General features: G+C 66.5%; 14 protein-coding genes and 2 pseudogenes. 11 read left to right on the top strand and 5 right to left on the bottom strand.

What is annotated here, in order from left to right:
• Window positions 1–400: 400 nt before the first annotated feature.
• Window positions 401–799 (bottom strand): annotated as a pseudogene (locus ACFWRO_RS25435) (DNA-3-methyladenine glycosylase); the annotation flags it as partial.
• Between the two features lie 65 nt (window positions 800–864).
• Between ACFWRO_RS25435 and ACFWRO_RS25430 the strand changes: the two are divergent.
• The 8 genes from ACFWRO_RS25430 (at window position 865) to ACFWRO_RS25395 (ending at window position 7776) form a co-directional block, all read left to right on the top strand.
• On the top strand, window positions 865–2313 hold the full coding sequence (locus tag ACFWRO_RS25430; protein WP_384513554.1) for a recombinase family protein: 1449 nt from the start codon (window positions 865–867) through the stop codon (window positions 2311–2313).
• Between the two features lie 415 nt (window positions 2314–2728).
• The gene (locus ACFWRO_RS25425) at window positions 2729–3253 is read left to right on the top strand and encodes a DUF6879 family protein (RefSeq protein ID WP_384513552.1); all 525 of its coding nucleotides are present in this window, start codon (window positions 2729–2731) and stop codon (window positions 3251–3253) included.
• 18 nt (window positions 3254–3271) lie between these two features.
• Window positions 3272–4120, top strand: a complete 849-nt coding sequence (locus tag ACFWRO_RS25420) for a helix-turn-helix domain-containing protein (protein WP_384513550.1) — start codon at window positions 3272–3274, stop codon at window positions 4118–4120.
• Between the two features lie 297 nt (window positions 4121–4417).
• Entirely contained in the window at window positions 4418–4630 is a 213-nt protein-coding gene (locus ACFWRO_RS25415) for a hypothetical protein (protein ID WP_384513549.1), read from the top strand.
• A 69-nt stretch (window positions 4631–4699) separates the two neighbouring features.
• Complete coding sequence (locus ACFWRO_RS25410; protein ID WP_384513547.1) at window positions 4700–4837, top strand: hypothetical protein; 138 nt, start codon at window positions 4700–4702, stop codon at window positions 4835–4837.
• A gap of 14 nt (window positions 4838–4851) precedes the next feature.
• Window positions 4852–6039 carry a JmjC domain-containing protein gene (locus ACFWRO_RS25405; protein ID WP_384513545.1) on the top strand — a complete coding sequence of 396 codons (1188 nt, stop codon included), beginning with the start codon at window positions 4852–4854 and terminating at the stop codon, window positions 6037–6039.
• Entirely contained in the window at window positions 6036–6941 is a 906-nt protein-coding gene (locus ACFWRO_RS25400; RefSeq protein ID WP_384513543.1) for an aldo/keto reductase, read from the top strand. The genes ACFWRO_RS25405 and ACFWRO_RS25400 overlap by 4 nt, the downstream gene beginning before the upstream one ends.
• Window positions 6922–7776: a hypothetical protein gene (locus ACFWRO_RS25395; protein ID WP_384513542.1), complete on the top strand. Its 855-nt coding sequence runs from the start codon at window positions 6922–6924 to the stop codon at window positions 7774–7776. The genes ACFWRO_RS25400 and ACFWRO_RS25395 overlap by 20 nt, the downstream gene beginning before the upstream one ends.
• Before the next feature lie 147 nt (window positions 7777–7923).
• Here ACFWRO_RS25395 and ACFWRO_RS25390 read toward each other — a convergent pair whose 3' ends face one another.
• The 4 genes and pseudogenes from ACFWRO_RS25390 to ACFWRO_RS25375 form a co-directional block, all read right to left on the bottom strand.
• Entirely contained in the window at window positions 7924–8757 is an 834-nt protein-coding gene (locus ACFWRO_RS25390; RefSeq protein WP_384513540.1) for a recombinase family protein, read from the bottom strand.
• A gap of 830 nt (window positions 8758–9587) precedes the next feature.
• Complete coding sequence (locus ACFWRO_RS25385) at window positions 9588–10652, bottom strand: AAA family ATPase (RefSeq protein WP_384513538.1); 1065 nt, start codon at window positions 10650–10652, stop codon at window positions 9588–9590.
• A 153-nt stretch (window positions 10653–10805) separates the two neighbouring features.
• Window positions 10806–11417 carry a DNA-3-methyladenine glycosylase gene (locus ACFWRO_RS25380; RefSeq protein ID WP_384513536.1) on the bottom strand — a complete coding sequence of 204 codons (612 nt, stop codon included), beginning with the start codon at window positions 11415–11417 and terminating at the stop codon, window positions 10806–10808.
• 14 nt (window positions 11418–11431) lie between these two features.
• Window positions 11432–11689: pseudogene (locus ACFWRO_RS25375) on the bottom strand (DNA-3-methyladenine glycosylase); the annotation flags it as partial.
• An 83-nt stretch (window positions 11690–11772) separates the two neighbouring features.
• Here ACFWRO_RS25375 and ACFWRO_RS25370 point away from each other — a divergent pair.
• From ACFWRO_RS25370 to ACFWRO_RS25360, 3 genes are all read left to right on the top strand, one after another.
• Window positions 11773–12555 carry a sporulation protein gene (locus ACFWRO_RS25370; RefSeq protein WP_384513535.1) on the top strand — a complete coding sequence of 261 codons (783 nt, stop codon included), beginning with the start codon at window positions 11773–11775 and terminating at the stop codon, window positions 12553–12555.
• A gap of 43 nt (window positions 12556–12598) precedes the next feature.
• Window positions 12599–13132, top strand: coding sequence for a YbhB/YbcL family Raf kinase inhibitor-like protein (locus ACFWRO_RS25365; RefSeq protein WP_384513533.1), 534 nt, complete (start codon window positions 12599–12601; stop codon window positions 13130–13132).
• 171 nt (window positions 13133–13303) lie between these two features.
• Window positions 13304–13810: an HNH endonuclease gene (locus tag ACFWRO_RS25360; RefSeq protein WP_384513531.1), complete on the top strand. Its 507-nt coding sequence runs from the start codon at window positions 13304–13306 to the stop codon at window positions 13808–13810.
• Window positions 13811–13834 lie beyond the last annotated feature (24 nt).

Here is a 13834-nt window from a genome sequence, read left to right as displayed (position 1 = left end):
GGGTATCAACTAATCTGGCGTTGATTTTTGGCACGCTGTTGAGTTCTCAAGGAACGGACGCTTCCTTCGTACTCACCCTCTCGGGCTTTCCTCCGGGCTTTTCCCTTCGGTCTTTCGTGTTTCCAACCTTACCAGATCCTTTTCCGTTCCGTTTCCGGTTCGGATTTTGTTTCCGGTGGCCTGTTGGCTGCCTTTGCCTTTCGGCGTGTTCACTACTTTAGCCGAATTCCCCGGCGACTCATAATCGAGCCTTTCGGAACAGATTTCGGCATGCCGAAAACCGCACCCGTTGGGGTTCGTCGTAGGTAGTGGATGGCCGCTCCGAGGTGCTTGAACAAGCACTGCCCGTTTCAAGCGGCTCGCCTACGTTAGGCGTCCGAAGCACCCGAGTCAAGTCGGGTCAAGAGGGCCTCTTGCGTGGCGCGTGGGCGCGGTACGGGCTCACCGTCGGGTCCTCGTTGATCCAGAAGCGCCATGGGTGCGGGGCGCCGTCCCCTCCTACTCCCGTGCGCGGGCCGTTGCGGACCTGGTCAGGTGGGGGTGGGGTGCCGGTGAGGACAGAGAGAGGGGAATCGGGGCCGGCGCAGGTGTCCGTGCCGTTCAGGGAGAGGGCCACGTCGAGGGCCGTCGCCAGGCGGGCGGGGCCTTTGGCGAGTTCCGTGTCGTAGCGGGCCGAGAGTCGTCGGGTGCGGGCCTCGTCCGCGCCGGTCAGGATCCGGCCCGCGCGCAGGAGAACTCCGCTCGCATGGCCCTCGGGGCCGCACACCAGGTTGAGGCAGTGCCACATGCCGTACGTGAATCACCAAGCATGTATGTCGTTAGTCCGGCATCATCGGCAAGGCGACGACAAGCAGGAGACAAGCAGTGCGAGCGATCATCTACGCCAGGCTCAGCCCCACCCCGAGGGGCGAGGAGTCTAAGGGCGGGAACCTGACACAACAGGTCGAGTTGAGTCAGGCCCTGTGCGACCGGAACGGCTGGTCAGTCGTAGCCGTGATTGTCGAGAAGGACACATCAGCTTCGACCAAGCGGGGAGCCAAGCGAAGCGTCGAGTGGGAGCGCGTAAAGGCTTTGGTGAAGGACGGGAAGGCAGATGCCATCGTGTCTCGCCACTACGACCGCATGTACCGCACCCCCTGGGATCTTGAGGATCTGGTGGACCTGGCCGAGTCGACCGGTGTGACGCTGGCCGCCGCGCAGGCTCACGGAGTGCTTGACCTCTCCACTCCGTCCGGCCGTCTCGGCGCTCGCATCGGCGCTGTGGTGGCTCGCAACGAGACCGAGATGCGAGTGGAGCGTCAGGTACTCGGACACCAGCGGCGTAGAGAGTCGGGCAGGCCCTTCTGGAGCACTCGCCCCTTCGGTTTCGAACGCGACGGCGGGCACCGTGGGGCGGAGGCTGAAGCCCTACGGCAGGCGTACCGGGATGTCCTAACCGGTGTCTCCCTCTGGTCCATCGCGAAGGACTGGAACGCCCGTGGGCTACTCTCCCCGCACGGCAAGGAGTGGCGCAGCTCGAACCTTCGGGGTGTCCTCTTGAAGCCGAGGAACGCAGGAATACAGACCTACTCACAGTGGGTGGAGAAGCCGGACGGGAAGCGCGTGCGGCTGACCGAGGAGACTGGCTCAGGCAACTGGGAGGCCATCGTGTCCGAGGGCATGTTCCGGGCCTTGGTCCGCTACCTGAGCGATCCCGAGCGCAACACGGGCGGCGGCGGCAAGCGCAAGGCCCTGTTGTCTGGCGTGGTCCGCTGCTCGAAGTGTCAGGCCGTCGCCACTCAGGGGTGGAGCAAGAAGAACGCGGCAGGCGAGCGGTACCGCATCTACACCTGTTCAGGTGGCCGATGCATCACCTGTCCGGCCGACGCTCTTGACTCCTTCGTGGTCAGGAAGGTCATCGACAAGGCCGAGGAGTGGAACGCGGCACCGGCCACGGATGTCGCAGACGAGGAGCGAGAGGCCAAACTGCTGGCCGAGGAGACTGCCGCATCCGAGAGGCGCACAGCCCTGGCGGAGATGTTCGCTGTAGGGGACATCGACGCTTCGACCCTGCGGACGGGCATCGGCAGGTGTGACGCCGATCTGACCAAGATCCGGGCCGAGCTTGCAGACCTGGCAGCGAAGCGGGTGCGCGTCGACCTGGGTGACATCGAGTACCTGTGGGAGGAGTTGGACTACGAGGACCCCGAGCGGATCGATTACGTGCGGACCGTCGTCATGCAGGTCTGCGAGCGAGTCGAGCTGATGCCGCGCGGTCGAGGGGTCCGAGCCTTCAAGGCCGAGCACTGCCGGATCACGTTCCGGAACCCCTGAAATCCGATCACGGAGAGTCGAGTCGACCGCTGACGTAGGTGACTTCGGGCCCTGTCTGACGAGAGTCGGGCGGGGCCCTCCGTCGTAGGCGCAGCAACCACCCCTGTCGAACGGTCCAGATCGGGGCGCCCTTGACCCGCCCTGCCCAGCAGGGTGAAGGTCATGCAACCAGGCGCAACGCGCTCGACAGGGAGGGACCTCATGGCCTTACGGTTCGTTGGTAAAGATCCTGAGTCCGGAGATCACGGATCACCTGCTGTGTGGGTGGACCAGGAGTCGAAGGATCTTGTGATCCAGGGGTGGACAGCAGACGAGCAGACCACGGGCGAAAGCTCGCAGGATGTTCTGATCCCTGGGCATGAGTCGGTGATCAGGGTTCCGAAGCGGATGGTCCCGCTTCTCAGGGAGGCGCTTCGTGTCGCAGAGTCTGACTGACTTCTCTGACCTCATCAGGTCAGTGCGGGAGTCAGCCGTGCATCTTGAGATGCGCGACGGGTACGGCGTGGACAACGAGATCGAAGGCTTCTCCGCATGGAAGCAGGGGCACCGGCTGAACCCGGATGACCGGGCCTCATGGTGGCGTCCCTGGCTTGACCTTGTCCAGGAGGTGACGGCAAAGGGAGTGCTGATCCGACGGGCCCGCATCGTGTCCGAGCCGGTCAGCGACTACATCGCCTTCGAGCACTCAGGCACCTTCACGAACGTGGCGGCCGGCGAGCAGATTCGTTGGCTGCCCCGTCGCAGTGCCTCGGACCTTGCCCTGCCGGGCAACGACTTCTGGCTGTTCGACGGCAAGCTGGTCCAGTTCAACATCTTCGACGGGATCGGCCGGTGGGTTCACACCGACCAGACGGAAGCTCCTGATGTAGCCAAGCTGTGCGCGTCGGCGTTCGAAGCGGTGTGGGAGCGAGCCATCCCGCACGAGAAGTACGCCGTCTGAATCCTGACCGGTCAGCTCATGCCCTCGTCCCCGCTCTCCAGCGCGCAAGCCGCGCGCAACGCTGTTGCCACCCGCCTGCAAGGGTTGATGAAAGACGCGGGGCTCTCAGGGCATGAGCTGGCCGTTCGGTGCGGCTGGCACCGGGCGAAGTCCTCCCGCATCGCACGGGGCATCACCCCACCTTCGGACGCGGACATCCGCGCATGGTGCTCCGCGTGTGGAGCAGACGACCAGGCGGCCGACATAGTCGCCGCGTCGCGGAACGCCGAGTCCATGTACGTGGAGTGGAAGCAGATCCACAAGGACGGTATGCGGCGGGTCCATGAGCAGACTGTCCCGCTCTACCAGCGGACCCGCTCCTTTCGCGTCTACGCCTCGAACGTGATGCCGGGCATGCTCCAGACCGCCGGTTACGCGACAGGGCTTCTGAGGGCCATCACGGCGTTTCAGGGGACGCCGGACGATGTGGCCGATGCGGTGACTGCCAGGCTCGACAGGTCGCGGGTGATCCGTGAAGGGGACCACCGCTTCGCGCTGCTCCTCGAAGAGACGGTTCTCCACTACCGGGTCTGCGATGACGAAGCCATGCGTGACCAGCTTGAGCATCTGCTCACTGTCATGCGTCGGCCGAACGTGGCGCTCGGCATCATCCCGAAGCAGGCGCGCCGCACGGTGTGGCCGCTCGAAGCGTTCTATGCCTTCGACGATCGGCAAGTGGCGGTCGAGACGCTGACGGCTGAGATCAACCTGACCACCCCTGGGGAGATCCGTACTTACCTGCGGGCCTTCGCTGAGCTGTCCCGTGTGGCTGTGCGAGGCGAGCCCGCGCGGGTTCTGATCACTGACGCGCTTTCCACGCTCGGGTAATCCTGTGCAACGCCGTGCAACAACGTGGAGTCGTACGCCCCTCGGTCTCTAGCGTCGTCCGTACACCGAGCTACGCGGAGGCGGCGACATGGCAACGGCGAACGAGACGGCCCCGGATCACGGCGTAGTGGAGTACGTGACCTATGTGCCCTCGGGGCACAGGTGCTCCGCGTGCATGCGCCCTGTGAAGCCCTTGGAGGCTGTCCGTCGCAGCGTCGTGGACCGGTCGTCCGGGCCACCCCTCACCACGTATCGCCATGCCAACGACTGCCCCAAGTCCGTGGCTGCCTGATGGAGATGCAGACCTGGAGAGACTCGCGGGCCAAGGCGACTGAAGCAGCCGAGTCCCTCCGCGCGGCTCTCGCCGCCCTGGGTGTCCCCGAAAGCGCGTGGAGCAGCGTGCGTCCCGTGGTGACCCACAGCGGGGGCGCGTACGTCCATCTCGGCATGATCCGCGCTGACGCGGTCGAGCGAATCGCGGTGGCGCTCACGGTCCCCTCGGCGAAGTGAAGCGGGCATCACCCCTTGTTCTTCCCGCCGGATTCCCGGCGGGTGTTCCCGAGTAGAGAGGTAAGTCCGATGGTGGAAGAGAACACCGGATCGGTGACCCCCGAGAGGGGTGGCCTGCTCGTCGCGAAGCGCAAGATCGTGGCCGCGCGGACGCGGACCGAGCAGGAGTCCGACAACACCAGTGGCCGTTCCGACGGCAACGACTAGCGGGGTAGCCCACGATGCTCGATGAAGTCTCGTGGGCGGGGCGTCTGGGTGGGGACACGTTCCTCACCCGGACGTACCACCGCTCCTACGCGCACATGCCTAGCACCGCCGGTACGGCGGACCTGTTCTCCTGGGACGACCTGAATCGGATCATCGCCACGCAGCGACTGGAGCCGCCCCGGCTGCGCCTGTCCCTCGACGGCGAGATGGTCCCCCTTCACCGCTACGCGATCCCGACCACGAACCGCCGCGCGGTCTCTTGGTCCCGCATCCAGCCGGCGGAATTCCACGCCCAGCTCAGGGACGGGGCATCGCTGGTTCTGGACTCGGTAGAGAAGATCCACCCGGCGGTGGGTGCGGCTGCCGAAGGTCTCGAACGGTTCCTCGGCACGTCCGTACAGGCCAACGCGTACGCGTCCTGGACCGACCGGGAGGGCTTCGGCCTGCACTGGGACGATCACGACGTGGTGGTGGTGCAGGTTCACGGCTCGAAGCGGTGGCACTTGTACGGCTCCACCCGAGAGGCTCCGACCTTCCGGGACGTGGAGTCTCCGGAGACGCCCGAGGGTGACCCGGTAGCCGACATCGTTCTGTCTCCGGGTGATGTGCTCTACCTGCCTCGCGGCTGGTGGCACGCGGTCACCGCTGACCAAGGGACGGAGTCGCTGCACCTGACGTTCGGCATGGTTCCGCACACGGGCGCGGACCTCATGCTCTGGGTCGTGGATCAACTCCGGTCGTCTCTCGCACTGCGCAAGGACGTCCCGCGGTTTTTGCCCCTGGCGGAACAGTCGGACTTCATCGCCGCCTTGCGCGGTGAGGTGCTCAACATGATGGCGGACCCTCGGTTGGTGGAGCGGTGGGCGGAGTCCATCGACACGACCGACCTCGGCCACGCGATCCCCTCCCTGCCCTACGTGGACGGGTTGCCCGCACAACGGGGGATCACGGTCAAGGTGACCACCTCTCGGGGCCGCCTGACGGCGAACGATGGACATGGCACGGTCACGTTCTCTGCGGCCGGTACAGCGTGGGACTTCGCCGAGTCGGCCGCGCCTGCACTGAGCACGCTGCTGACAGGTGCGCCCGTCACGCTTGGGGACATGGCCGACTGTGCGGGACTGGAGGTCAAGGACGTGGCCGAGCTTGTCTCGGCTCTCATAGAGGGGCACGTCGTATCGGTCGTGGGGACAGCGCTGTGACGGCCGTGCTGTCCCTGGGGACGTACCGCGTGCGTGCCGTGGGTCAGGCGGCACGCACCGCCCTGGCTGCGGGTAGTCCGTGGGTGGACACGGCACCCAACTACGCCCACGGCTACGCACACGAGGGGCTGCGCCCGGTACTGCGGACGTACCCGACCGTGCGGGTAGCGACGAAGGCGGGGTACTTCACGGGCAAGCAAGGCCACGCCGCTCAGGCTGAGAAGGTGCTCAGCCGGGAAGAGGCGTCCAGTGGGCACAGCCTTGATCCGCACTTCGTTCGATGGCAGACGGAGCGTTCGTTGGCCGTGCTCGGCCGCGCGGACATCGTGTTCGTGCACAACCCTGAGCACCACGGGCACGGCCTCGACCGTGCCGCTCTGCACGGGCGTGTACGGGAAGCGTTCGCCGTGTTGGAGGAGTACGCCCAGGCTGGCCGGATCGGCGGTTACGGGGTAGCTACGTGGTCGGGTCTGACCTCCGAAGCGTTCACGGTCCCCGAGCTGCTCGGCCTGGCCCGAGAGGCAGCGGGCTCGGTAGAGCACCACCTCACGGGCTTGCAGATGCCGGTCAGCCTGATCATGGACGACGTGATCAGACAGGCGCTCAACAGCGTTGGACCGCTGATGGACGCGAAAGACGCGGGGCTCATCACGTTCGGGTCTGCTCCCTTGCACGGCGGCGAACTGCTCAGTGCCATGACACCGGAACTGGTGGACTTCATCCGCCCCGGCCTGTCGCCAGCAGCCGCTGCTCTGCTAGCTGCCGGATCGTGCCCCGGCCTGGATGTGGTCCTGACTTCTGCGAGCACCCGCGAGCACTGGGACGATGCGGCGAAAGCTCTGGCTGCCCCTCTGACGGCCGGAGAACTCAGGAAGGTGACCGATGAACTCTCCTCCGAGTGAGGACGTACAGACCCTGATGGAAGCCGCCCACGACCGGGCGGCGAAGGCTCTGGCCCTGACGTGCACGGGCCCGCTGGCATGGGGATTCCAAGGTGTCACCCTCGGCCGGAGGGCAGGGGACCGATGGCTACGGGTGAGCCGCACCGCCGAGAGGAACGCGGGCAGGAAGCGGGGGGAGGGGATCATCGGCGCGTCTCTGCTGGTGCCTGACGCTGTCCCGCGTCCACGCCTGTACGTGGTGCACGACTGGACTGACGGCGAGTGGGCGTTCGAGGCGGAAGCCTTCGACTACGTGACCCAACCCGTTGTGTCCCCGGACCGGGCAGACCTAGACCATGACCCCGGCTTGCCTGACGCGTGGTGGGATGACCTGTGCCGGGCGCTTGGCCTGCTGAGCGAAGCGGACGGAGTGAGAGTCACCGTCCGGGACGAGTGGATAGAACGCGCCTTCCCTCAGTTCCTCGGCATCCCTGTCCCGGGCAAGGTGGAGCGGGTGTCAGGGCACGGTGATCTGCACTGGGGCAACCTCACGGCCATGCCCCTGAACCTGCTGGACTGGGAGCGGTGGGGCCTGGTGCCCCTCGGCTTCGACGCGGGTCTACTCCACGCCAACAGCCTGCTGGTACCAGGCGTCGCGGACCGCATCCGGAAGGAGTTCGCTTCGATCCTGGACAGTCCAGCCGGCCGAATCGGCGAACTCTCAGCCGTGGCGGAGGTGCTGCAAGCCGTAGCCCGTGGTTGGTACCCCGAGCTTGCTCCCCGTCTGCGTGCCCACGCGGAAGCACTCACGGGCGTGAGCCCGCCGGTACCCGCCCACTCTGAGCTCACGGGCTGAGAGCCTGCCCCGTTCGGGTGAGCCGGAGCCCTTTCGGGTTTGTGCGATGAAGCTACTCGGGTAGACGGTCGTCAGCCCTTCTCCTCGGGGAGGGGCCTGCTGCCCTTGTGTGACCGCCGACACGCACGGGGGCAGCAGGAGGCCCCGTCAGGCGCTGTCTCCCAGGTGGCGGTAGAGCGTGGCCCGGTGGATTCCCAAGCCCTTAGCGATGGCTGTAACGCTCTCCCCCTTGGCGTGGCGGGCGCGGGCTACGGCTAGCTTGTCGTCATCCATGACGGAGGGACGCCCTCCGACGTTGCCCTTACGGGCGGCAGCTTCGAGACCTTCCATGGTCTTTTCCCGGATGCCTTCCCGCTCGACCTCCGCACTGACCGCCAAGACTGCGAACACGATGGCACCTGCGCCGTTCGGGTCGTAGATCCCTTGGAGGGGACCGGAGAGGAGTTCCAGTTGGATGCCGTCTGCCTGGAGGGTGGACGAGAGGGTCATCAACTCGGCTGCGCTGCGGGCGAGACGCTTCATCTCCAGCACTGACAGGATGACCGGCTGCCCAGGGGCGGCCTGCTTGATCTCCCTTGCCAGTGTGAGGGCCTTCTCCAGTTCCGGCCGCTCCTTCACCCGGCTACTGATTTTCTCCGAGAACACGCGGGTGCAGTTGGCTCGGGCGAGCGCGTCCAACTGGGACTGGAGTTCCTGACTGGCGGTCGACGTGCGGGCGTAGCCAAGCCGGATCGCTGCGCCCGGTATGGCGTCGGGTACCTGGGGGACGGGTGCGCCTTCCGTCCACCGCTTGCCGGGGTTGCGATCGGCCGGGGTCTTCACGGTGAGTTCCGCCTTCAAGGCGGGCACGAGGGCGAAGCGCCCCGTGTGGTAGCTGGACGCCACCTTGCCTGCACCGGTGCGGCACGGGCTTCCTGCTGGTGCCTGGCACTTCGGGCAGGCGTGACGCTCGACCTGATCGGCCGGAGTGTTCGTGGTCATGCCGAGACTGTCGCACATACGTGTCGCGAAAGCTAGCTCGGGACAGGGTCTTTCGCGACGGGTTACGCGACAGTCGGGCGGGGGCGAAACGGACACGGGTCGGAGCGTGACGCACTGTCGCGCAACCGACCGTTTACGCGACACCCTGTCGGTTGCCCTGGTGGGTGCTGTCGCACCCTGCGGAAGTCTGCCTGTGCTGCCCAGCGTGAGGCGCTGTGCGCCTGCCTCCCGGCCTGCTGGCCAGCGCTCGACCGCAGGCGGGCAGTCGCCCTGTCGGGCGCTCTGGTCGGCGCAGAGCCGTACGTCTGTCGACGGCAGGCAGAGGCGGGCCAGGCAGGCGACGGCGAACGGGTGGGGGTATGACCCCCGGAGGGGGCAGGTTCGGACCGCCTAGTCTTAGCAGCTCAAATCGTGCCACGGTTTCAGAGTCTTTCGGGCTGGCCCTGACCCTCCGGTCGGCTGCGGGATAGTGCCAGGTCACAGGCTTATTCCTGCCCTACTGGCAACGGCGGAACAGTGCAAAGAACGAAGCCTTTCGCCTTGCGTCTGGAGGCTTCGCCAGGTGGCCGCGTTGCGGCCCAAGAGAGCTAGCTGCCTACTCCTTCGCCGTAGCCCTGCTCCCGGAGGGCGCTGCCGCGCCCCATCTCCCTTCGCCACTGACAGGCTTGAGACTGTGCAGTTCTCCAGTGGTCTGCGTGCTGGTCGGCCGGAGGCCGCCAGTGTCAGAGGACTGACGTACTTAGAGAGGGAGGAGCGAGGCTTGCCGAGCGGAGCGAGGTAGTGGTGGTGGTTCTTTCTCTATAAGGGGGCAGGACCACCACCACCAACACTCAGACGGCGCGAAGCGTGTGGACGGACCAGCGTCCCTCGATGTGGGTGACCACCTTCATGAGTTCCTTGCGGACGTGGTCGACGCTCTTGCCCAGGTCCGGCGCGTACCGCTTGGCCAGGCCGTTGTGCGTCGTGTCCTCCGGCTGCTCCCGGATGATCCGATCGGCGAGGCCGGACTTCCAGTCCATCTCGTCGCGCTTTGTGACCCGCAGGTCCGTGCCTTCCCGCTCCCACACCGGGACTTCGCTGTCCGCGCTGGCACGGCGCACGGTGACCCGCAGGTCCCGGTCTTCCCTGGCCCGGTTGATGGCTGTCTGGATACGGAGTCCATGCCTGTTCGACTTGCGCAGGGCGATGACGCCGCGAGCCCCGCCGGCCATGGCTCGTCCCCCGATAGGGGCGGACGCGGTGGTCGCTCCCTCGCCCGCCTTGGCAGTGTGGGTGATGAGGAGAACGGGGATGCCTGCGCGGCTGATGGGCTTGAGGTCATCGATGAGGCGCTGTGCGACAACGGATGAGGCGATGTCTTCACCGGAGGCAAGGGAGCCGACGACGTTGTCCAGGACGAACAGGTCCGCGCCGATGGACAAGAGGTCTTCGAGGACCCCAGCCCAGTAGCCGGGCGCTCCGGTGTGCTCCACGGGGAAGATGGTCACGGCTTCGTCGGGCACGGTGTCGAGTAGGCGTTCCTTCAGTTCCTCTTCCGCACCGTCGTCAGTGAGACCGAACACGACGTGCCGCACCGTGCGGTGCACGGGCAGACCAAGGAACTCTGCTTCACCGTTTACGAGGGCGGCGACCATGCCAGCAGACAGCAGGGTCTTGCCTGCCTTCGGTTCTCCGGCAAGAACAGTGATCCGGCTGGTGAGCAGATCACCGATGAGGAACGACTCCTCGTACGAGACGCGGTCGATCTGCTGGAGCTTGCGCCCCTTGTCCTTGATAGCTCCCACTGGGTAGCCGCCTTTCCTGTGCGGCGCACGCTGGTGCGCCAGTGACCCCCGCCGGACGGCGGGACATGTGCCTCCCTCTCTTCGCGGGGGTGGACCGGCCAGGGCTGGCACGGTCTCTTCACAGGAGCGCCCAGGGCTTGCGGCCTGGACTCGGTCTCGTGCAGTCGGGAGCGACGGCGGCGACCTAGGCGGGGATTCTACATGGAGGAGGGAAGCCCGTTCAGGGAGCCGTCACGTGTGGTGCCGCCCAAGGCGCACAGCGGCTCAGGCTTCGGCGGACGGTTTGGCTCTCGGGCTCAGTCGGTAGGCCGAGACCGTCGGATCACCGGCGAGGTAGAACCGGTGTTGCCAGTCGTGGGCCTTGCTCACTCCTACCCGAGGGCCAACCTGGATGAGCGAGGCAGGTACCGACTCACCCTCGGACAGCACGACCGAGGTACCTGTCAGGAGTTCCGCGCCGTTGTGCCCTCCCGTGATGCCGAGTGCCTGGCAGAAGTTCCCCGGACCTCGGGCAAGACGTGGACCCTCAACCCTCTCCCCTCGTCGCTTGCGTGCCAGGTCTTCCCCCTCGATGACCCTGCCTCCCCGGATGAGGACGGCCGAGGCGATGCCGTCCGTCCCGGTGACGACGTTGGCGCACCAGTGGAGACCGTGGGACCGGTAGACGTACAGGTGTCCTGCGGGTCCGAACATGACGGCGTTACGGGGTGTCTGGCCTCGGTAGGCATGGGAAGCTGGGTCGGCCGTACCGGAGTACGCCTCAGTCTCCGTGATGGCGATGCTCACGGTTCCCTCGGAGGTCTTGCAGGTGAGGACGCTTCCGAGCAGCTTAGGGGCGACCTCTTCGGCCGGATAGGCGAGGAGATCAACGTTCATGCTGACCGCCTTGACATGCCGTAGGTGAAGTAGACGTACGCGTGTCCGGGCGGGCCGAACATGACCGCGTTGCGGGCGGTGCGGCCGCGGAAGGCGTGCGAGCCGGGGTCGATCGCGCCGGCGTACGCCTCGACCTCCGTGAGGCGGAGTTCGATGCGGCCTGTCTTCGATGTACGGACGAGAGTGCGGCCCAGGAGATCGGGGGCTACTTCAAGGACGGGGCGGTCGAAGAAGGCCCGCGGGAGCGGCGTACGGTCGGGGCTCTCGCTCATGGCGTCCGAGCGTACGGGGAACCGGCTACGGTCGTCGCGCGTATGTAGAGGTCAAGGCCAAGCAGGTCCAAGAGGGAGTGTTCATGGGATTCAAGAAGCTGCTCGCGAGCCTGGGTGCCGGGGGCGCGTCCGTGGAGACGGTGCTCACCGAGGAGAACGTCGTTCCTGGTGGGGTAGTCCAGGGCGAGGTCCGGATCCAGGGCGGTTCGGTCGATCAGCAGATCGAGGGTCTTTCCGTCGGCCTGCAGGCGCGGGTCGAGGTCGAGGGCAACGACCAGGAGATCAAGCAGGACATCGAGTTCGTCAAGATCCGCCTCGGCGGTGCGTTCACGGTTCAGGCCGGCGCGGTGCACGTGGTGCCGTTCGGTCTGGAGATTCCCTGGGAGACGCCGGTCACGGCCATCGCGGGGCAGCAGCTGCGCGGGATGAACATCGGCGTGACCACCGAGCTGGAGATCGCCCGCGCGGTGGACTCCGGTGACCTGGACCCGATCAACGTGCACCCGCTGCCGGCGCAGCAGGCGATCCTGGACGCCTTCATCCAGCTGGGCTTCCGCTTCAAGAACGCGGACATGGAGCGCGGGCACATCCGGGGGACCCGGCAGAAGCTGCCGTTCTACCAGGAGATCGAGTTCTTCCCGCCGCAGCAGTACCGCGGCCTGAACCAGGTAGAGATCAGCTTCGTCGCGGACGACCGTGAGATGGACGTCGTCCTGGAGATGGACAAGAAGCCGGGGCTCTTCAGCGCGGGCAGCGACTCGTTCCGTTCCTTCAAGGTCGGGCTGAACGACTTCCACACCACCGACTGGGCTGCCTACCTCAACCAGTGGCTCGCCGTCGTCGGTGGCAAGCGCAACTGGGCCTAGGCTCGGCCCCGTACAGCAGGTCAGGCGATACGGAGGTACAGACGTGGCCGAGGGGAAGAGGGCTCCGCTCCCTCATGACTTCCATCCGCCGGTGCCGGCGTTCACCGTGGTGAGCGACGACATCGTGCCGGGCGGTGTGCTGAAGGACGCGCAGGTGTACGCCGAGGGGAACACCTCGCCGCAGCTGCGCTGGGAGGGGTTCCCGGCGGACGCGAAGAGCTTCGCCGTCACCTGCTTCGATCCGGACGCGCCGACGGGCAGCGGTTTCTGGCACTGGGTGCTGTTCGACATCCCCGCGTCGGTGACCGAGCTGCCGGTGGGCGCGGGGTCGGGGTCGTTCGAGGGGCTGCCGGCCGGTGCCGTGCATGTCCGTAACGACTACGGCTCCCGGGACTTCGGCGGTGCCGCTCCCCCGGCCGGCGACGGTCCGCACCGGTACGTCTTCACCGTGTACGCCGTGGACCGGGAGAAGCTCGGTCCTGACGCCGACGCCTCGCCCGCTGTGGTCGGTTTCCATCTGCGGTTCCACGCGCCGGCGCGCGCCCAGCTGATCGGCGAGTACGAGGTCCCCGCGTAGCTCAGCTGAGCGTTCGTTTGTTGTTTGCCCGCTTCTGGTCTTGGAGAGATCAGAAGCGGGCATCTTTCGTTGCACGGTAATTGCGTTGTCCAACCCGGCGCGCCCGGCCACAGTTGATCCAAGCCTGGAGCCCCGCGACGGGGCTGGGCCGGCACACGGGAGGTGGGCACAATGCGGGACACGCTGGTACTGAACGCGAGCTTCGAGCCGCTGTCGACGGTCACACTCAACCGTGCGGTGGTGCTTGTCCTCCAGGACAAGGCCGTCGTCGAGCAGGAACACCCCGAGCTGCGTATGCGTGGTGCCGCCGTCGACATTCCCGTGCCTCGGGTCATCAGGCTCTGCCGCTATGTCCGGGTGCCGTTCCGAAGACAGGCTCCGTGGTCGAGGCGGGGTGTGCTGATCAGGGACCAGCACCGGTGCGCGTACTGCGGGCGGCGGGCGACGACCGTGGACCACGTGGTGCCGCGGGCGCATGGTGGTGGGGACAGCTGGCTGAACACGGTGGCGTCCTGCGCCGAGGACAACCACCGCAAGGCGGACCGGACCCCGGAGCAGGCGGGGATGCCGCTGCTGCACGAGCCGTTCGTGCCGACTCCGGCGGACGCGATGCTGCTGGCGATGCAGGCGGGTGAGCGGTCCGAGCTGCCGGAGTGGCTGGCCAGTTCGGCGGCGTGAGTCCGTACGTACGTAAGTCTGTGT

The sequence above is a fragment of the Streptomyces sp. NPDC058579 genome, from assembly GCF_042718575.1.
Lineage (GTDB): Bacteria > Actinomycetota > Actinomycetes > Streptomycetales > Streptomycetaceae > Streptomyces.
The sequence above is the reverse complement of the archived record's forward strand: the minus strand, read 5'-3'. Positions and strand labels throughout refer to the sequence as shown.

Excerpts from the sequence above, each read along its gene's own strand:
- ACFWRO_RS25410 (WP_384513547.1), top strand. The coding sequence starts at position 4,700 with ATGGTGGAAGAGAACACCGGATCGGTGACCCCCGAGAGGGGTGGCCTG.
- ACFWRO_RS25420 (WP_384513550.1), top strand. The coding sequence starts at position 3,272 with ATGCCCTCGTCCCCGCTCTCCAGCGCGCAAGCCGCGCGCAACGCTGTT.
- ACFWRO_RS25395 (WP_384513542.1), top strand. The coding sequence starts at position 6,922 with ATGAACTCTCCTCCGAGTGAGGACGTACAGACCCTGATGGAAGCCGCC.
- ACFWRO_RS25390 (WP_384513540.1), bottom strand. The coding sequence starts at position 8,757 with ATGACCACGAACACTCCGGCCGATCAGGTCGAGCGTCACGCCTGCCCG.
- ACFWRO_RS25360 (WP_384513531.1), top strand. The coding sequence starts at position 13,304 with ATGCGGGACACGCTGGTACTGAACGCGAGCTTCGAGCCGCTGTCGACG.
- ACFWRO_RS25415 (WP_384513549.1), top strand. The coding sequence starts at position 4,418 with ATGCAGACCTGGAGAGACTCGCGGGCCAAGGCGACTGAAGCAGCCGAG.
- ACFWRO_RS25370 (WP_384513535.1), top strand. The coding sequence starts at position 11,773 with ATGGGATTCAAGAAGCTGCTCGCGAGCCTGGGTGCCGGGGGCGCGTCC.
- ACFWRO_RS25380 (WP_384513536.1), bottom strand. The coding sequence starts at position 11,417 with ATGAACGTTGATCTCCTCGCCTATCCGGCCGAAGAGGTCGCCCCTAAG.
- ACFWRO_RS25405 (WP_384513545.1), top strand. The coding sequence starts at position 4,852 with ATGCTCGATGAAGTCTCGTGGGCGGGGCGTCTGGGTGGGGACACGTTC.